Raw genomic sequence first — 19,027 nt, 5'->3', positions numbered from 1 at the left:
GGCGAGGGCATGCGGCCGGTCAATCACTCGAATCGCTGTGGTTTTCAACGGTGAGAGTGCCCGGATGGCCAGGAGGCAACGTGGATCCGGGCGTGGACAACCGCCACCGCGGCCAGTCGAGTCCCTGTGTATATCAACGGTGAGAGTGAGTCGGAAATCGCATGGCCTGCGTGTTCAAGCGAGGGCATCCGGCCCGGTCGATCACTCGAAGCGCTGTGGTTTTCAACGGTGAGGGTGCGCGGATGGCCGGGAGGCAACGTGGATCCGCACATGGACAACTGCCACCACAGTCAGTCAAACCCCTGTGTATATCAATGGTGAGAGTGCGTCGGCAATCGCGTGGCCTGCGTGTTCAGGCGGGAGCATCCGTCCCGGTCAAGCACTCGAAGCGCTGTGTATTTCAACGGTGAGTGCGATCCGGCAATCGCGCGGCATGCGGGATCCGGCGAGGACATTCGCCCTCCAAACCCACGCTCGGCGCTGTGTATTCGAGCGGTGAGCGCAAGCAGAGGACCGACGAAACCCCGCGATTTCCGATGTGGATATCCATCGCCGCGACCCACTCGCCACGCTGTGAATTTCAACGGTGAGCGCCGTTGCCCGAGCGTCCCGCGTGTCGATTCGGATGTGGACATCCCGGCTCCGACGCCACTCGAAATGCTGTGCAATCGAACGGTGAGCGCGCGAACCCGATCAGCCGAAGGGGGCGGCGTTGTGGACATCCGTCGCTTCCGGCCACTCGGAACGCTGTGCATTTCAATGGTGAGGGCGACGGCCGATGCCGCCGAAACCCTTGTCGGGCGGGGTTCGCGCGCCGATCGCCGGTCGGGCGGCGCCCCTTGCGACCTGCGCCGGCTTTTCCACCCGAGCCTCGACCGCCCCCCGACGCATCACCCACCGCGCTCCCGCCGCCCGCGCGAAAACTCTCTCAAATGTCGGCCAAAAGCTGCGCAGTTTTTCTCGCTGCGCGCCGGTCCGAGCAAGATGAGGAAAAACATTCTCGGCGGCGCGCGAAAAAATAGAGCCATTCGCTGCCGGCACCGGCGCGTCATCCGACGCCCCGCCGCGCACGGCCCAGAACAGCACAATCCGGAGACTCCCCCCATGACCGCCCGCCTGCCCGTCGACGGCACGCCTGCCCTGTCCGACTACCGCCTGACCGACAACCTGACCGCGACGCGCGGCCGGATCTTCCTGACCGGCACGCAGGCGCTGATCCGCCTGCTGCTGATGCAGCGCGCGGCCGACGTCGAGCAGGGGCTGAACACAGCCGGCTTCGTCAGCGGCTACCGCGGCTCGCCGCTCGGCATGGTCGATCAGCAGCTGTGGAAGGCGAAGAAACTGCTCGACGCGAGCGGCGTGCGCTTCCTGCCCGCGATCAACGAGGAACTCGGCGGCACGGCCGTGCTCGGCACGCAGCGGGTCGAGGCCGACCCCGAGCGCACGGTCGAGGGCGTGTATGCGATGTGGTACGGCAAGGGCCCGGGCGTCGATCGCGCGGGCGACGCGCTGAAGCACGGCAACGCGTACGGTTCGTCGCCGCACGGCGGCGTGCTGGTCGTCGCGGGCGACGACCATGGCTGCGTGTCGTCGTCGATGCCGCACCAGAGCGACTTCGCGATGATGGCGTGGCACATGCCGGTCGTGAACCCGTCGAACATCGCCGACATGCTCGAATTCGGCCTGTACGGCTGGGCGCTGTCGCGCTATTCGGGCGCGTGGGTCGGCTTCAAGGCGATCTCGGAAACGGTCGAGTCGGGCTCGACCGTCGACCTCGATGCGTTGCAGACGCGCTGGCCGGCGCCGGCAGGATTCACGCCGCCCGCGGGCGGCCTGCACAACCGCTGGCCCGACCTGCCGAGCCTCACGATCGAGGCGCGCCTCGCGGCGAAGCTCGACGCTGTCCGCCACTTCGCGCGCGTCAACAGCATCGACAAGTGGATCGCGCCGAGCGCGCACGCGAACGTCGGGATCGTCACCTGCGGCAAGGCGCACCTCGACCTGATGGAAGCGCTGCGCCGCCTCGACCTGACGGTCGCCGATCTCGACGCGGCCGGCGTGCGGATCTACAAGGTCGGCCTGTCGTATCCGCTCGAAATGACGCGGCTCGAGACCTTCGTCGACGGGCTCGCCGAAGTGCTGGTGATCGAGGAGAAGGGCCCCGTCATCGAGCAGCAGATCAAGGACTACCTGTACAACCGTGCCGAAGGCGCGCGCCCGCGCGTGCTCGGCAAGCACGACGCGGCCGGCGCGTGCCTGCTGTCCGAGCTCGGCGAACTGCGTCCGTCGCGCATCCTGCCGGTGTTCGCCGACTGGCTCGCACGGCACAAGCCGGCGCTCGACCGCCGCGAGCGCGTCGTCGATCTCGTCGCGCCGCAGATCCTGTCGAACGAGGCCGATGCGGTGAAGCGCACGCCGTACTTCTGCTCGGGCTGCCCGCACAACACGTCGACGAAGGTGCCGGAAGGCTCGATCGCGCAGGCCGGCATCGGCTGCCACTTCATGGCGTCGTGGATGGAACGCGACACGACCGGGCTGATCCAGATGGGCGGCGAGGGCGTCGACTGGGCCGCGCACGCGATGTTCACGAACACGAAGCACGTGTTCCAGAACCTCGGCGACGGCACCTACTTCCACTCGGGCATCCTCGCGATCCGCCAGGCGGTCGCCGCGAAAGCGAACATCACGTACAAGATCCTCTACAACGACGCGGTCGCGATGACGGGCGGCCAGCCGGTCGACGGCAGCATCTCGGTGCCGCAGATCGCGCGGCAGGTCGAGGCCGAAGGCGTGTCGCGCTTCGTCGTGGTGTCCGACGAGCCGCAGAAGTACGACGGCCATCACGGGCAGTTCCCGGCCGGCACGACGTTCCATCACCGCAGCGAACTCGACGCGGTGCAGCGCGAATTGCGCGAGACGCCGGGCGTCACCGTGCTGATCTACGACCAGACCTGCGCGGCCGAGAAGCGCCGCCGCCGCAAGAAAGGCGAATTCCCCGACCCGGACAAGCGCCTGTTCATCAACGACGCGGTGTGCGAAGGCTGCGGCGACTGCGGCGTGCAGTCGAACTGCCTGTCGGTCGAGCCGCTCGAAACGCCGCTCGGCCGCAAGCGCCGCATCGACCAGTCGTCGTGCAACAAGGACTATTCGTGCGTGAACGGCTTCTGCCCGAGCTTCGTGACGGTCGAAGGCGCGGCGCTGAAGAAGGCGGCCGGCGCCGCATTCGACGAAGCGGCGCTCGCCGCGCGCGTCGACGCGTTGCCGGTGCCGGCGACGCATCTCGACGCGGCGCCGTTCGACATGCTCGTGACGGGCGTCGGCGGCACCGGCGTCGTGACGGTCGGCGCGCTGATCAGCATGGCCGCGCACCTCGAAGGCAAGAGCGCATCGGTGCTCGACTTCATGGGCTTCGCGCAGAAGGGCGGCTCGGTGCTGTCGTTCGTGCGGATCGCGTCCAGCGACCGCTGGCTGAACCAGGTGCGCATCGACACGCAGCAGGCCGACGTGCTGCTCGCGTGCGACATGGTCGTGGGCGCAAGCGCCGAAGCGCTGCAGACGGTGCGTCACGCGCGTTCGCGAATCGTCGTCAACACGCACCGGATCCCGAATGCGTCGTTCGTGCAGAACCCCGACGCGAACCTGCACGCGGATGCGCTGCTCGAGAAGATGCGCCACGCGGCCGGCGACGGCTACCTGTCGAGCTGCGACGCGCAGGCGCTCGCCGCGAAGTTCTTGGGCGATTCGATCGGCGCGAACATCCTGATGCTCGGCTACGCGTGGCAGCTCGGTCTCGTACCGGTGTCGCTCGCCGCGATGATGCGCGCGATCGAGCTGAACAACGTCGCGGTGCCGATGAACAAGCTCGCGTTCTCGATCGGCCGGATGGCGGCCGGCGACGCGGCGGGCCTCGACGCGTTGTGGAACGCGCGACATGCGGTGGCCGCCCACGCCGCGCCGGAGACGCTCGCCGAGCTGATCGCCGATCGCGAAGCGCGCCTCGACGCATACGGCGGCGCGCGCTACGTCGAGCGCTACCGTGCGCTGGTGAACGCGGCGCGCGCGAAGGGCGACGACGCGCTCACGCGCGCGGTCGCGACGACGTTCTACCGGCTGCTCGCGGTGAAGGACGAATACGAAGTCGCACGGCTGTACACGGACGACGCGTTCCGCACGGCGCTCGAAGCGCAGTTCGAAGGCGTGCCGGGCCACGCGTACCGCGTGAAGTTCAATCTGGCGCCGCCGACGGTCGCGAAGGCCGGCAGCGACGGCGGCACGCCGAAGAAGCGCGTGTTCGGCCAGTGGATGTGGCCGGTGCTCGGCATGCTGGCGCGCGTGCGCAGCCTGCGCGGCACGTGGCTCGATCCGTTCGGCCGCACGGTCGAGCGCAGGATGGAGCGCGCGCTGGCCGACGACTACGAGACCACGCTCGCGCGTGCGTTCGCCGCGATGACGCCCGGCAATGCGGCGCAGGTCGTGCAACTGGCCGACCTGCACGCGCGCGTGCGCGGCTTCGGCCACGTGAAGGTGCGTAACCTCGCCGGCGTGAAGCGCGCGGAACGCGAGCTCGCGTTGCAGCTCGGTATCGACGCGGCGACGAGCGCGGCCGTGCAGCACGCGCTCGACGAGATGAAGGGCGCGGGGATGCTGAAGGGGATTCCGGTCGTCGTCGCGAAGTAACGCGATCGCGAGCGGAGGCGAGAACGGCGACGCCGATGCGTCGCCGTTTTTTCATGCCCGCGGGCGGCGGCGCGCAGGCCGCGGCCGGTCGCTCAGAGAATGCCTTTCTTGCGCGTCGACAGCGCGGTTTCGGACAGGTCGATCTCGCGAAGCAGCTTCGTCAGCGTCTCGTCGGAAATCTTGCTGTCGCTGCGCAGCCGATACAGCGCCGAGCGTTCCGCGCGCACGGCCGCGATCCGCATCTGCAGCTCCATCGTTTCGGCCTGCTGCGCTTGCGCGCGCGGCGTGGGGCCGTCTTCGGCCAGCGCGGCCAGCCGGCGGCGGTACTGGTCCATCACGCGTGCGGAGATGTCCGCGCAGCGTGCCGCGCCCGATTCGTCGAGATCGGCCGAGATCGCGTCGTGCGACGAATCGACCGCGCGGATCGCGGCCTGCGCGGCGGCCGAGCGTGCGAGGCGCTCCTCGTCGCCGAGCGGGTTGCGCGTCGAGCGCACGCCGCGCAGCAGCAGCGGCAGGCCGATCACCGCGACGATCAGCGAGCCCAGGATCACGGCCGATGCGATGAAGACCGCGGTGTCGCGGCCCGGCAGCGGCGCGCCGTCGGACAGCGCGACCGGGATCGACAGCACGCCGGCGAGCGTGACCGCGCCGCGCACGCCGCCAACCGTCATCACCGCGATCGTGCGCACGCCGGCCATCGTGCCGGCGAGGCCGTGGCGCGCGGCGCGGCGGCTCGCGAACCAGCGCAGCAGCCACACCCACAGGAAGCGGATCGCATACAGCGCGAGCATCATCGCGCACACGTTGAAGATCATGCGGCCGACCAGCGCGTCGCTCGTATGGTGCGCGTCGACGAGCGCGCGGCCGATGATGTGCGGCAACTGCAGCCCGAGCATGATGAACACCATGCCGTTGAACACGAACTCGATCATCGCCCACGTGCTTTCGGCGCGCACGCGCGACGCGACGGTGCTTTTACGCGAGAAGCTCGTGTAGTTCATCATCATCCCGGCCGACACGGCCGCGAGCACGCCCGACAGGTCGAGGTGCTCGGCGAACAGGTAGGCCGCGAACGGCACCAGCAGCGTCATCACGATGCCGGGGGCCGGATCGCCCTCCTGCTCGGCATTCAGGAAGCGCGTCGACAGCGCGCTGAACAGCCACGCGACGAGCGCGCCCGTCGCGAGCCCGCCGGCCGCGACGATCACGAACGTGACCGATGCGGCGCGCAGCGAGAACACGCCGGTCAGCGCGGCCGCGATCGCGAACTTCAGCGCGACGAGGCCCGACGCGTCGTTCATCAGCGCCTCGCCTTCGAGGATGTGCATCAGTTGCGGCGGAATGCGCCCCTTGCCTGCGATGCCGGACAGCGCGACCGCATCGGTCGGCGACAGCACCGCCGCGAGCGCGAACGCGATCGGCAGCGGCAACTCGGGAATCAGCCAATGCGCGAAGTAGCCGACTGCGAGTACCGTCATGAACACGAGCCCGAACGCGAGCATCAGGATCGCGCGGCGCTGCAGGTAAAGCTCGCGTTTGGGAATTCGCCAGCCGTCCGCGAACAGCAGCGGCGGAATGAACAACAGCATGAAGATTTCGGGGTCGAACGTGACGTGCAGGTTCAGCTTCGGCCACGCGAGCATCGCGCCGAACGCGATCTGCATCAGCGGCAGCGGCAGTTGCAACGGCAGGAGGCGCGTGACGGCGCCGGACAGCGCGACGGTCAGCAGCAGGATCAGGACTGTGAAGACGATTTCCATCGATACGGCGGAGAGGCAGAATGAAACGGTCGTACGGAGTGTAGCGTGCCGACGTGACGGATGCGCTCGAGCGGCCGGTGCGTGCGCACGAAAATGGTGCGCCGGCGCTGCGCCACGATGGTGCGACGGCCCGGCGCGGCCGTGCGGCGCATGGGTTCCGCGCACCTTGCACGGAGCTTGCTTGAAGGTGAGCAAGCCGCCCGGCCCGAGCCGGGCAACCGAGGGTCCAACCATGACATTGCGCGCGCCGTCCCGTTCGTCGTCCGTTTCGCCGGACGTCGCGTTCGACTGCATCACCAGGAGAAGGGCATGACGATCGTGCAACAGGAGCGTCCGGCCGCCGCGTCGCCGTACCGGTTCGAGCGGGAGATGAGCTCCGGCTTAGAACGGCTCGCGACGCAGCACCGCGACCTGACGCTCACGACCGTATTCCAGCCGATATTCAGCCTGTCGCACCAGCGTGCGGTCGGCTACGAGGCGCTGCTGCGCGCGCACGATTCGCTCGACCGCGCCGTGTCGCCGCTCGACGTGTTCGGCGAAGCCGCTCGCCGCGGCGAGCTGCTGCAGCTCGACCGGCTCGCGCAGGCGCTGCATCTGGAGAACTTCGCGTTGCTCGGCGCGGAGCGCGAGTGGCTGTTTCTCAACGTCCATCCGGGCGTGCTCACGGATTCGTTCCAGGCGGCCGCGCTGCTCGCGAACCTGAAGCGGCTCGGCATGCCGCCGCGGCGCATCGTGCTCGAAGTGCTCGAACAGCGCGCGGAGGACGTCGAGCGGCTCGCGGAGGCCGTGCGCGAGTTCCGCACGCACGGTTTCCTGATCGCGCTCGACGATTTCGGCGCGGGCCATTCGAACCTCGAGCGGATCTGGCAGCTGAACCCGGACATCGTGAAGCTCGACCGGATCATGTTGTCGCACGCGGCACATCGCACGGGGCTCACCGCGATCCTGCACGGGCTCGTGACGCTGTTGCACGAGGCCGGCAAGCTGGTGCTCGTCGAAGGGATCGAGACCGAGCACGAAGCGCAGATCGCGCTGTCGTGCGAGGCCGATTTCGTGCAAGGCTACTACTTCGGCCGGCCGGCGCCGGGGCTGCCCGACAGCGCGACCGCGACCGGCTGCATCGGCGAGCTGACCGAGCGCTTTCGTCAGCAGACCGAAGCGCGCGAGCGGCGCGACACGCAGCGGCTCGCGCCGTACCTGCGCGCGTTCGAACGGGCGGCCGAGCGTCTCGAGGCCGGCGAGCCGCTCGACGAGGTGTGCTGGAACTTCCTCGCGCTCGACGCGGCTGCGCGCTGCTTCCTGCTCGACGCGCAGGGCCGGCAGTCGGGCCGCAACGTCGTACTGCGCGCCGATCGCGCGCTGGCCGAGGCGCGCTTTTCGCCGCTGGCGGACGCGCAGGGCGCGAACTGGCTGCGCCGGCCGTATTTCCGCTCGGCGATCGCCGAACCGGGGCGCGTGCAGGTCACGCGGCCGTACCTGTCGATCAACGAGGCGCAGCCGTGCGTGACGCTGTCGGTGGCCGTGCGCGTCGGCGATGCGCAGCGCGTGCTGTGCGGCGACATCGACTGGAGCGACGACGACGAGCAGGCCGCCTAGCGGCACGCGGTCCGGATGCGGCGAGCGACGGCGCGGGGACGTCCGTTGCGTTCGCCGTGCGGTTCCCCGACAATGGCGCGAGCGCGGCCGTCGTGACCGTGCGCGCGCCGTCCCGGGGGCCACCATGGCGGCGAATATAAAAAGGAAAACACCATGAAAAGACCGATTTCGCTGACCATCCTCGCGTGGATCATCATCGTGACCAACGCGATCACCTGCGTCTACACGCCGTTCTCGATCGGCATGCCGACGACCCAGGCGCTGATGTCGCACTACCTGCTGCCCGTCTGGGCGACGTTCGGCATCAGCATGATCATCGAAGCCGCGCACGTCGTGATCGGCATCGCGATCCTCAAGGGGCGCGAATGGTCGCGCAACGCCTATGTCGTGACGTTCGTGTTCGGCATCGCGTTCTCATTGATCAACATGCCGGCGTCGATGCTCCCGGTGCTGATCCCGGGCGTCCTGCTGTTCGCGCTGTTCGTCTACCTGCTGTTCCGGCGCCCCGCGACCGCGTATTTCCGGCAGGCCGTTGCGTGAGCGTCGTGCGCAACGCGCTGGCGATCGTGCTGTTCTCGATCGCCGGCTTCTGCGTGCTTGCCGCGCAAATGGCCGCGTTCCTGAAAGTCGGGCAGACGGGCGCGACGGCCGTATTCGTCGCCGTGCTGTTCGCGGTGTCGGCCGTGCTGCTCTTCGCGGGCGCGTTTGCCGGTGTATTCCGGCCGCGTGCGCGCGGCGCGGGCATCGTGCTGCTCGTCGCGGCCGCGACCACCGCGCTCGGGATGGTGGGCTGGACGATGCTCCTGCTCACACCGGCGATCGTCGACGTGATGCAGCAGCAGGGCGCGTACTTCGACGCGCACATGTTCCGGTTCATGCCGGGTACCGCGGTGACGGCGTTGTCCGCGCTCGTCGGCATCTGGCTCGTGCGGCGCGGCTGAAATACGCGGCTGACGTACGTAAACGACATATGCGGCCGACATACGCGGCTGACGTACGCAACCGAGATATGACCGACGCACGCGACCAACGCACGCGACCGACGCACGCGGCCGACGCACGCGGCCGACGCACGCGGCCGACGTATGCGGCCGCCGGCACGCTGGCGTCCGTCGCGCGGCTCGGCTAGGATGCGCGAATTGTCCAGACGATTCGCGGGCCGCCCATGAACCGACACGCCGCTTCTTCCGTCCTCCTCGAAGTGATCGCCACGACCGTCGGCGATGCGAAGGCCGCCGCCCGCGCGGGCGCCGACCGCCTCGAACTCGTGACCGCGATCACCGAAGGCGGGCTGACGCCGAGCGTCGGGCTGATCGAGGCCGTCGTGGCCGCCGTGCCGATTCCCGTCAACGTGATCGTGCGTCCGCACAGCCGCTCGTTCGTCTATGACGCCGACGACCTGCGCGCGATCGAGCGCGACGTGCGGGCGGCCGTCGCCGCCGGCGCGAACGGCGTCGTGTTCGGCGCGCTCGACGCGCGCGGCGACGTCGATCTCGGCGCGCTGGCCCGCGTCGCGGCCGCCGCGGACGGGCGCGCGCTCACGTTCCACCGCGCGTTCGACGTCGCGCGCGATCTGAACGCCGCGTTCGACGCGCTGCTGCGCGTGCCGGCCGTCACGTCCGTGCTGACGTCGGGCGGCCATCCGTCGGTGCTCGACGCGGTCGCGACGATCACGCGGCTCGTGCGGCAGGCGGCGGGCACGACCTGCACGGTGTTGGCCGGCTCGGGGCTCACGATCGAGGCGGTCGGCGATTTCGTGCGCGCCACCGGCGTGCGCGCGGTGCATTTCGGCTCGGGCGTGCGACCGCGCGGCGAAGTGCTGGCGCCCATCGACGCGCAGCGCGTCGAACGCGTGCGCGCGGCGCTCGACGGCGCGACGTCGCACGTGTGACGCACGTACCGACACCATAAAACACGACATCACCGGGGAGAGCGGGCCACATGACGGACGCCACGCACGATACGCATGACGGCGCGGACGACGATGCCGCGCCTGGCTGGGACGCGATCGACGCTGCGCTCGCGCGCCTTTATCCGGGCCAGGCGCCGAAGCACTACGGCACGCTGGTCAAGTGGCGGCTCGGCGGCCCCGATCCGCTCGACGGGATCAGCGCGTGGCAGCGCGCGGAACCCGTACCGCACTGGCATTTCGTCACGTACGGGCTGAGCGAGCTGTATGCGAAGGAGTCGGACGATCCGGCCGTCAGCGGCTTCGGCTTCGAGTTGACGATGCGCGTGGCGTGCGCGGCCGGCGACGACGAACCGCCGCACTGGGTGTTCAGCTTCCTGCAGAATCTCGCACGCTACGTGTTCCGGAGCGGCAACGCGTTCGACGACGGCCACTGGATGACGGCCAACGGCCCGATCGCGCTCGATACCGATACGGCGCTCTGCTCGATGGGCTTCGCGTTCGATCCGGAACTGCCGGCGATCGACACGCCGCACGGCCGTCTCGCGTTCCTGCAGGTCGTCGGGCTGACGCTCGACGAGGAACGCGCCGCGAAGCGCTGGCGCACGCGCGCGTTGCTCGACACGCTGCTGCCGCACATGCCGCTGTGGGTGACCGATCTCGGCCGCGCGTCGCTGCTCGAACGCGCCGACGTGCGCGAGCAGGTCGACGCGGGGACGCAGCGCGACGGCTCGGCGAGCGCCTATCTGTTCACCGACGTGCTCGGCTGGGAAACCCGCAAGCGGCTGCTGCGCGCGCCGGTGATCGAGATCACCGTCGGCGCGCGACAGGTCGACGAACTCGTCACGCTGCTGCCGCTGCGGCTGCCGTTCGACCGGCCGTTTCGCCTCGTCGGTCACGACGGCGCGGTGCGGTTCGTGCGCGGCGACGCGAACGGCGCGACCGACGAAGACGGCACGCTGACGTTGCGGCTCACCGATGCGGCGGTGCAGGCGCTTGCGCGCACGCTGAAGCCGCGCGCCGGCGAGTATGCGATCGACGGGCTCGATGGCGTGCGCTGGCGGGTGGAGAAGACGGTGATCCGCGACGCGCAGGGCAATCCGGTGCAGACGATCGGATGAAGAAAAGCCGGGGCATGCCCCGGCTTTTTCATTGGCGGGCGCGGCGCGCCGGCCGTGACCGCTTACGCGTTTTCCGCCAGCGCATCGGCCTGGCTCGCGCGGATGCCGAGGCGCTCGAACAGCGCGCGGTCGCGCTGCGTCTGCGGGTTGCTCGTCGTCAGCAGTTGGTCGCCGTAGAACATCGAGTTCGCACCGGCGAGGAAGCACATTGCCTGCATCGCGTCGTCGAGCTGCTCGCGCCCGGCCGACAGGCGCACGACCGCCTTCGGCATCGTGATGCGCGCGACCGCGATCGTGCGCACGAACTCGAACGGATCGAGCGGCGCGGTGCCTTCGAGCGGCGTGCCTTCGATCGCGACGAGGTTGTTGATCGGCACCGATTCCGGATACGGATTCAGATTCGCGAGCTGCGAGATCAGGCCCGCGCGCTCGCGGCGCGATTCGCCCATCCCGATGATGCCGCCGCAGCACACGTTGATGCCCGCATCGCGCACGCGGTCGAGCGTGTCGAGACGATCCTGGTACGTGCGCGTCGAGATCACCTGTCCGTAGAACTCCGGCGACGTGTCGAGATTGTGGTTGTAGTAGTCGAGGCCCGCGTCGGCGAGCTGCTGCGCCTGTTCGTCCTCGAGCATGCCGAGCGTCATGCAGGTTTCGAGGCCGAGTTCCTTCACGCCGCGCACCATCTCGGTCAGCGCCGGCATGTGACGCTCCTTCGGGTTGCGCCACGCGGCGCCCATGCAGAAGCGGCTCGCGCCGTTCGCCTTCGCCGCGCGCGCGGCGTCGAGCACCGCGTCGACGTCCATCAGCTTCTCGGCCTTCAGGCCCGTGTCGTGATGCGACGATTGCGAGCAGTAGCCGCAATCTTCCTCGCAGCCGCCCGTCTTGATCGACAGCAGCGTCGACAACTGCACCGCGTTCGCGTCGAAGTGCTCGCGATGCACCTGCTGCGCGCGGAACATCAGGTCGTTGAACGGCAACTCGAACAGCGCGACGACGTCGGCGACGCGCCAGCGTTGCGGGGCCGGTGCGGCAACGGGAATCGCGTCGGGTTGCACGGCGGCGGTCTGGGCTTGGGTCATTTCGTTTTCCTGTCCTGGGCGGGATGGGGGGATCGGTCGGGTCAATGCCGCGCGGCGCGCAGCGACTCGACGAGCGCGGCGATGTCGAGCATCGCCGCGGCGGATTCGGGGGCGGCCGGCGTCATGTGCGCGATGCGGCCGACGAGCGGCGCGCGGTGCTCGCGCGCGAGCCAGTCGCGGATCGTCGCGACGTTCTCGTCGGCGAACGACATGGCCGGGTCGACGTGGTTCGCGACCCAGCCCGCGAGCGTGAGGCCGCGTGCGCGAATCGCGTCGGCCGTCAGCAGCGCATGGCTGATGCAGCCGAGCCGGACGCCGACGACGAGCACGACGGGCAGGCCGAGCGCGACCGCGAGATCGGCGGTGTCCTGCGTGTCGTTCAGCGGCACGCGAAAGCCGCCGACGCCTTCGACGACGACGACGTCCGCGCGCGTCAGCGCGTCGCGATGGCACGCGACGATCGTGTCGAGGTCGAGCGTCACGCCTTCCTGCGCGGCGACGATGTGCGGCGCGGCCGGCGCTTTCAGCAGGAACGGCGTGCGCAGCTCGGGCGGCAGCGCGACGTTCGCGGCGGCGTCGAGCTGATCGGCATCCTCGTTGCGCCACACGCCGTCGCGTTCGTACGCGCCGGCCGCGACCGGCTTCAGCGCGGCCGCGCGCAGCCCGTGCCGCGCGAAGCCGTGCAGCATCGCGGCCGACACGAAGGTCTTGCCGATTTCGGTGTCGGTGCCGGTGACGAAGACGGAAAGCGGGGCGGCGGTCATGCGGCTGCCTCGCTGGCTTCGATCAACGCGGCTTCGAGCCGCGCGAGATCGTCGAACGAATGCGCGGCCGACAGCGATACGCGCAGCCGCGACGTGCCGGCCGGCACCGTCGGCGGCCGGATCGCGGGCACCCACAGGCCGTGCGCGTCGAGCGCGCGCATCGCCGCGAGCGTCGCGTCGTTGCTGCCGATCACGAGCGGCTGCACGGCCGTATGCGAATCGACCGGCTGCCAGCGCGTGTTGCGCAGCAGCGCGCGCGTGCGTTCGATCAGCGCGGCGAGGTGCGCGCGGCGCGCGTCGCCTTCGTCGCCCGCGATCAGCTTCAGGCTCGCCGAGACCGCATGCGCGACGGCCGGCGGCGCGGCCGTCGTGAAGATGTAGCTGCGCGCGCGCTGGATCAGCCATTCGATCACGGTTTCATGCGCGATCACGAACGCGCCGGCGACACCGGCCGCCTTGCCGAGCGTGCCGACGTACACGAGATGCGGCGAACGCAGCGCGGCGGCCGCGAGCGCGCCGCGACCCTGCGGGCCGAGCACGCCGAAGCCGTGCGCGTCGTCGACGACGAGCCACGCGCGATGGCGTTCGGCCAGCGCGACGAGTTCGGCGAGCGGTGCGACGTCGCCGTCCATGCTGAACACGGTATCGCTGACGATCAGCTTCGTTTCGGCATCCGACGCGTCGAGCAGCGCGGCGAGCGCGGCCGTATCGGCGTGCGGATAGACTTGCACGTTCGCGCGCGACAGCCGCATGCCGTCGATCAGCGATGCGTGGTTCAGGGCGTCGGAAAAGATCGTCGCGCCCTTGCCGGCGAGCGCCGTCATCGCGGCGAGGTTCGCCATGTAGCCGGTGCTGAAGTACAGCGCGCGCGGCGCATCGGAGAAACCGCCCGCGAAACCGGCGAGTTCGTCCTCGAGCCGGGCATGCGCACGCGAATGCCCGCCGAGCAGATGCGAGCCGCCGCTGCCGGAGCCGTAGCGCTGCGCGCCTTGCGCGAACGCGGCGACGAGCGCCGGATGCGCGGCGAGGCCGAGGTAGTCGTTGCTCGCGAAGCCGACGATCTCGCGGCCGTCCACGGTCATGCGCGCGTCGCACGCGGTGTCGGCGATGCGGCGCACGCGGCGCAGCCCTTGGGCGTCGAGGTCGGCGAGGCCGCGCTGCAGGGTGTCGAGCAGGCTCATCGGCGGAGGTCCTCCAGCGTGGCGTCGAGCGTGTCGCGCGTGTGTTGCGCGAGCCACGCGATGTCGTCGTCGCTCATCACGTACGGCGGCATCAGGTACACGGTCGTGCCGATCGGGCGCAGCAGCAGTTCGCGCGCGAGCGCCTGTTCGAAGAAGCGCCGCGAGAAACCGCGCGCCGCGTCGCCGTCGAGCGCGACGTCGAATGCGAACAGCGTGCCGCGCTCGCGCAGGTGGCGCACGTGCGGATGCGCGCCGAGCGGCGCGAGCGCCGCGCGCAGCGTCGCCGATTTGCGGGCGTTGCTCGCGAGCACGTCGTCGCGCGCGAACAGATCGAGCGTTGCAACGGCCGCGCGGCACGCGAGCGGGTTGCCCGTGTACGAATGCGAGTGCAGGAAGCCGCGCGTCGTGTCGTCGTCGTAGAACGCCGCGAACACGTCGTCGCGCGTGAGCACGAGCGACAGCGGCAGGTAGCCGCCGCTGATGCCTTTCGACAGGCACATGAAATCGGGCCAGACGCCGGCCTGCTCGCATGCGAAGAAGGTGCCCGTGCGGCCGCAGCCGACCGCGATCTCGTCGGCGATCAGGTGCACGCCGAATTCGTCGCACAGCGCGCGCAGCCCGCGCACATACGACGGATCGTGCATCGCCATGCCGGCCGCGCACTGCACGAGCGGCTCGACGATCAGCGCGGCGATCCGGTCGCCGCGTTCGACGAACAGGCGCCGCACGTCCGCGAGCGCGCGGCCCGCGACGTCGGCGGCCGTCTCGCCCGGCAGCGCGCCGCGCGCATCGGGCGACGCGACCACGTGCGCGTGGCGGATCAGCGGGTCGTACGCATCCTTGAACAGCGCGACGTCGGTCACGCCGAGCGCGCCGATCGTCTCGCCGTGATAGCTGTTCGCGACGCAGACGAATTCCTGCTTGTTCGCGCGGCCGCGGTTGCGCCACGCGTGGAAGCTCATCTTCAGCGCGATCTCGACGGCCGACGCGCCGTCCGACGCGAAGAACGCATGGCCGAGCGTGCGCGCGGTGAGCGCATGCAGCCGTTCGGCGAGTTCGATCGCCGGTTCATGCGTGCAGCCGGCGAGCATCGCGTGCTCGAGCGTGTCGAGCTGGTCCTTCAGCGCCGCGTTGATGTCCGGGTTCGCATGGCCGAACAGGTTGACCCACCACGAGCTGATCGCGTCGAAGTAGCGGCGGCCGTCGCGGTCGTACAGCCACACGCCCGCGCCGCGCGCGACGGGGACGAGCGGCAGGCGCTCGTGATGCTTCATCTGGGTGCAGGGATGCCAGACCGCGCGCAGGCTGCGCGCGACCCAGTCGTCGGTGGCTGGCGTACTCAAGGCGACTCCGGGGGTAAAACGGCCGCGCGGCATCGACGGGATGCCGCGCGGCGGAACACGAAACGCGCAGAGATTAGCGTGTTCCGCCGGACGTTGCACTAGCGGTTACAAACGCCGCAAAGCCTTATGGGGCGGGAGTTCGGCGCAGTTCGCCGGTGCTCGGGACGGAACGCGGCGGATCGGGCGAAATGCGCGCAGATGACGACGTTCGAGTGACACCCCCCGACGAAAAAAATCGTGGGACGGGCGCGGCCCGGCGGGGAAATAGGGGGAACGATGGTGGCGCGGTGTGTGCGGCGGCGAGGGGCGGCCGTGCTTCGCGGATTGTCCCGATCAGTGGGGACAAGGCTGGACGACTGAACGAAATCGAGCGGGCAGGTTCAGGGCAATGCCTTGCGAAGTGCTGCGTCGGCTACGTGGTCGATGTGACGGAACGCCGGCGCAATCTTGTCGACTTCCTTGTCAGGCACGCCATGCTCTTCGAACCACGTCTTCCATTCGCGTGTCGGTTGCCAGACTTCCGCAATCGCGAGTCCGGCGTCTGCCTTCGAAAGGCCGAATGCATCCCGGGCACTGAACGCGTTGTCCAGTGTGGCGAGCCGGCCCTGCGGCCCGATGCCGAGGTGCAGATAGCGCTCGTGTGCACTGCTCGGACGGGGCAGAACATCGTATAACGGGCTAAGGCGCCAGCCTGGAAGACGCGGGTCGCGAATGAATCCGTGATTGCGCAAATGGTCGTCGTCGTTGCTCACGAGGATGTTGAAGACCATCCGCTTGAACAGTTCCCTGTTGTCGGCTCGAATGGCGTCCACGTGCCCATGCTGCCGGATCGCGTGAGCCACATCCTGATAACTTTTCTCGATCGATTCCATCTCGGAACAACCGACCAGCGTTAATGCGCTCGCGAAGGGCACTCTTCGCTCGGTTGCCCCGGCACGGGGGGGCGGATATAGCGCGTCGTCCCCTCGAAGGGCTTCGAACTCGGGGTGAGTCCAGTACCGATCGAATCGGCGGATCAACATGACTTGTCGGCCGCCAACGTCGACGATGCGGGTGGGTGGGACCCGAATGCCGCACCGGGCCGCAAGACGAAGCGTGGCCTCTTCGATGACCGCCACGTTCAACCGGTCGCTACGACTCGGGAATTTGGCCAGCCAAAGCACGCCGTTTTCGTCCCGCACCGCAGCCTTTGGCCGGGCGCCGCCGAGACCGCTGCCCTGTACGAAGATGGCTTCGAGTTCGGCTGGCACGGGCTCGCCTTCCTCGATGCGTGCGGCCGAATCGATCAGATACTCGAGGCTGTGCAGGCCGTTGCCGGCTTGCGGGCCCGGAGGGGTGTCCAGATTCTCCCGGATATCGAGCGCACCGATCCGCTGACTGCCTGCGTGGAGAAGATAGGTGGATTCGGGCAGCGTGTTGGCCCTGACTTTGAGTTTGGCTTCGATGACGCGTCGCCCCCATGCATCGGGCGCGGCGTCGCGAATACCGCGAATTGCGTCAACCCGCCCGTCGGGAAGTTCATCTTGCCGCGTATCTCGTTCTTTCTCGCGAGACTCAGGCTCACCGGGTCGATTTCGATGGCGTTGGGCCGGTCGATATAGCGCAAGCCGTATGCGAAGCTCGATGCCTGCAGATCTGCGCCGTCTTCGGTCATTTGAAGCAGGCCGGCGGGTGCCCAGTCATCGTCGAGATAGGCGAACACGGCGAGTCTTTTGACGACGGCGACCATCAGAAATCAAGATCCTTGAGTTCGTTGTCCGTGAGCGATCGTACGCGTCGACTACGTTCTCGGGCAGCCTGTGTCTTGAGCGACGGGTCTGTTCCGGAGAGTAGTTCCAGCAGGGTGGTTCCCGGCGCAATCGCCTCGAGATACCGAAGCCACTGCCCCAGCGCGACGCCAGGGTCGCCTTTTTCGATGCGATAGGCGGTATTGCGCGAGAGCCCGGCGCGGGTGGCCGCCTCGTTCTGCTGAACGCGCCGCGAGATGCGCAGACGGGCGAGTGCTTCTCCAACGCGCGCAGCTTCCGCGAGGGCGGCTGGGCTGGCGGCTGCAGTTTGATTGACCTTCATGCTCGTAAAATCGATCATTAAGTCGATTGTGATCGAAATAACGATCATCATAGATCATGCCGGCGCGAATTCAAGCCGATTGCTCGTCAAAACGAGCGTTACGCGGTTTGCGCTCGATTTGACGAGCAGGCGGCGGAGCGCCGCGCTAATCGTGAATGGCCCGGGGGGCGCGAAGCGAGGGGAAAGACGGCCGCGCGTCAGCGCGAAGCCAATGCGCGCGTATCGACGTCGCGGGGGTGATCGTCGCCGTTGTCGGCCGTCTGCGTCGCGTTGTCGCTCCACACGACGCGGTCGTTGACCGCATACAGCCGGCACGCGCCCGCACCTTGCTTCGCGCAGTTGTCGAGCGCGAGCGCCATGGGGTCGTCGCCGCCTTCGGCCCATGACCACGCGCCTTCCGACGACACCGCGAACGCGCGGCTCGGATGCTGGTTCAGGAAGCGGCGATAGCCTTCGCGGCCCGCTTCGTCGACGTAGGGCACCGCGTTGACCGCATCGATCGACGCATAGCCGGTGGCCTTCGGTTCGCGCGGGTCCGCGACCGCATAGCGCACCGCGGTCGGCAGATTCAGTTCGGCGAGGAACGCGTGCACGGCCGGCCACCACACGGGCACGCCGTCGCGATCGACGATCAGCCGGTGCGCGTCGTCCTTGTAGCGGCCGAAATCGATGAACTGCGCCTGCGTGCCGTGCGACACGTATGCGTCGTGCATTTGCGCGACGAGCGCGGGCGTCCACACCGAATCGTTGTCGCCGTACAGCCACAGCGACCGCACGGCGGTATGCGCGCCGTACTGGTCGAACGCATCGACGAGGTTGCGCTGCCAGCCGTCGCACAGGTCCTGGCGCAGCCCGCCGGAGAAGTTGATGATGCCGCGTACGCCCGCTGCGGCTTCGGTGCCGTATGCGATCGACACGAGGCCGCCGTGCGACGTGCCGGCGACGACGATGCGCGACGCATCGACGTACGGCTGGCGCGACATGTAGCGCACCGTCGCATCGACGTCGGCGGCCTGCGCGAGGCCGTTCTTGCCGACGTTGCAGCCTTCCTGCCGGTACGTGCCGTCCGAACCGGCGAAGCCCTGGCGATTCGGCGCGATCACCGCATAGCCGCGGCGCACGAATTCGCGCGCGAACGCGAGCGGCCGGCTGCGCGGCTGCAGATGGAGATCGCCGGTATTTTTACCGTGGTTGAAGACGACGAGCGGGAACGGGCCGGGGCCGTTCGGCTTGAAAAGCGTCGCCTCGAGCGTGACGGCGCCCGACGCGTCGGCCGGAATGCGCAGGACCTGCTCGTTGAGGTCGGCGGCGACCTGCGGCAGGTTCGCGTCGGCGTAGTCGAAGTGCCCGGCATGGGCGAGCGATCCGCTGGCGCCGGCACCCGTATTGGCGCTCGGCAGCGTACCGGCCTGAGCGGCCGACAGCGCACAGGCCGCCATCCATCCCACCAATACCTTGCTGAACGCCATCCGTAAGCCCTGCCATGCAACATGACCAATTCGAGGCCATCGTAGCCCGACAAAA

Annotated in this window: 15 protein-coding genes; 6 read left to right on the top strand and 9 right to left on the bottom strand. The window is 68.8% G+C overall.

Annotated elements, in window-relative coordinates; genetic code table 11:
* The first annotated feature begins 1,104 nt into the window (after nt 1-1,104).
* Nucleotides 1,105-4,677 carry an indolepyruvate ferredoxin oxidoreductase family protein gene (locus tag WT53_RS13280; protein WP_059821965.1) on the top strand — a complete coding sequence of 1,191 codons (3,573 nt, stop codon included), beginning with the start codon at nt 1,105-1,107 and terminating at the stop codon, nt 4,675-4,677.
* Between the two features lie 92 nt (nt 4,678-4,769).
* On the opposite strand, the gene WT53_RS13275 is transcribed toward WT53_RS13280, so the two are convergent.
* On the bottom strand, nt 4,770-6,437 hold the full coding sequence (locus WT53_RS13275) for a Na+/H+ antiporter (protein ID WP_034208531.1): 1,668 nt from the start codon (nt 6,435-6,437) through the stop codon (nt 4,770-4,772).
* 309 nt (nt 6,438-6,746) lie between these two features.
* On the opposite strand from WT53_RS13275, the gene WT53_RS13270 reads away from it, so the two are divergent.
* The 5 genes from WT53_RS13270 to WT53_RS13250 all read left to right on the top strand — a co-directional run bounded on the left by WT53_RS13270 (nt 6,747) and on the right by WT53_RS13250 (nt 11,063).
* On the top strand, nt 6,747-8,033 hold the full coding sequence (locus tag WT53_RS13270) for an EAL domain-containing protein (RefSeq protein ID WP_034208530.1): 1,287 nt from the start codon (nt 6,747-6,749) through the stop codon (nt 8,031-8,033).
* Between the two features lie 153 nt (nt 8,034-8,186).
* The gene (locus WT53_RS13265; RefSeq protein WP_034208529.1) at nt 8,187-8,573 is read left to right on the top strand and encodes a hypothetical protein; all 387 of its coding nucleotides are present in this window, start codon (nt 8,187-8,189) and stop codon (nt 8,571-8,573) included.
* Nucleotides 8,570-8,974, top strand: coding sequence for a hypothetical protein (locus WT53_RS13260; protein ID WP_034208528.1), 405 nt, complete (start codon nt 8,570-8,572; stop codon nt 8,972-8,974). Before WT53_RS13265 ends, WT53_RS13260 begins: the two co-directional genes overlap by 4 nt.
* Nucleotides 8,975-9,198: 224 nt before the next feature.
* Nucleotides 9,199-9,924 (top strand): copper homeostasis protein CutC, encoded by a 726-nt coding sequence (locus tag WT53_RS13255; protein ID WP_034208527.1) that lies wholly within the window; start codon nt 9,199-9,201, stop codon nt 9,922-9,924.
* Nucleotides 9,925-9,974: 50 nt separating this feature from the next.
* The gene (locus tag WT53_RS13250; RefSeq protein WP_034208526.1) at nt 9,975-11,063 is read left to right on the top strand and encodes a suppressor of fused domain protein; all 1,089 of its coding nucleotides are present in this window, start codon (nt 9,975-9,977) and stop codon (nt 11,061-11,063) included.
* A 62-nt stretch (nt 11,064-11,125) separates the two neighbouring features.
* Here WT53_RS13250 and bioB read toward each other — a convergent pair whose 3' ends face one another.
* From bioB to WT53_RS13215, 8 genes are all read right to left on the bottom strand, one after another.
* Nucleotides 11,126-12,145: a biotin synthase BioB gene (bioB, locus tag WT53_RS13245; protein WP_034208525.1), complete on the bottom strand. Its 1,020-nt coding sequence runs from the start codon at nt 12,143-12,145 to the stop codon at nt 11,126-11,128.
* Nucleotides 12,146-12,186: 41 nt separating this feature from the next.
* On the bottom strand, nt 12,187-12,909 hold the full coding sequence (gene bioD / locus WT53_RS13240; protein WP_034208524.1) for a dethiobiotin synthase: 723 nt from the start codon (nt 12,907-12,909) through the stop codon (nt 12,187-12,189).
* Complete coding sequence (gene bioF, locus WT53_RS13235; RefSeq protein WP_034208523.1) at nt 12,906-14,090, bottom strand: 8-amino-7-oxononanoate synthase; 1,185 nt, start codon at nt 14,088-14,090, stop codon at nt 12,906-12,908. The genes bioD and bioF overlap by 4 nt, the downstream gene beginning before the upstream one ends.
* Nucleotides 14,087-15,433 (bottom strand): adenosylmethionine--8-amino-7-oxononanoate transaminase, encoded by a 1,347-nt coding sequence (gene bioA / locus WT53_RS13230; protein ID WP_179949020.1) that lies wholly within the window; start codon nt 15,431-15,433, stop codon nt 14,087-14,089. Before bioA ends, bioF begins: the two co-directional genes overlap by 4 nt.
* A gap of 380 nt (nt 15,434-15,813) precedes the next feature.
* The gene (locus tag WT53_RS13225; protein ID WP_179949019.1) at nt 15,814-16,683 is read right to left on the bottom strand and encodes a type II toxin-antitoxin system HipA family toxin; all 870 of its coding nucleotides are present in this window, start codon (nt 16,681-16,683) and stop codon (nt 15,814-15,816) included.
* Nucleotides 16,684-16,718: 35 nt separating this feature from the next.
* Nucleotides 16,719-17,162 carry a hypothetical protein gene (locus tag WT53_RS33840; RefSeq protein ID WP_159086708.1) on the bottom strand — a complete coding sequence of 148 codons (444 nt, stop codon included), beginning with the start codon at nt 17,160-17,162 and terminating at the stop codon, nt 16,719-16,721.
* Nucleotides 17,162-17,554, bottom strand: coding sequence for a helix-turn-helix domain-containing protein (locus WT53_RS13220; protein ID WP_230624935.1), 393 nt, complete (start codon nt 17,552-17,554; stop codon nt 17,162-17,164). Before WT53_RS13220 ends, WT53_RS33840 begins: the two co-directional genes overlap by 1 nt.
* A gap of 146 nt (nt 17,555-17,700) precedes the next feature.
* The gene (locus tag WT53_RS13215; RefSeq protein WP_034208521.1) at nt 17,701-18,972 is read right to left on the bottom strand and encodes a dienelactone hydrolase family protein; all 1,272 of its coding nucleotides are present in this window, start codon (nt 18,970-18,972) and stop codon (nt 17,701-17,703) included.
* Between the last annotated feature and the right edge of the window lie 55 nt (nt 18,973-19,027).

The organism is Burkholderia sp. MSMB2157WGS (assembly GCF_001532755.1).
Taxonomy (GTDB): Bacteria; Pseudomonadota; Gammaproteobacteria; order Burkholderiales; family Burkholderiaceae; genus Burkholderia.
Note: the sequence above shows the minus strand (reverse complement) of the source record. Positions and strands in the feature narration are given on the sequence as shown.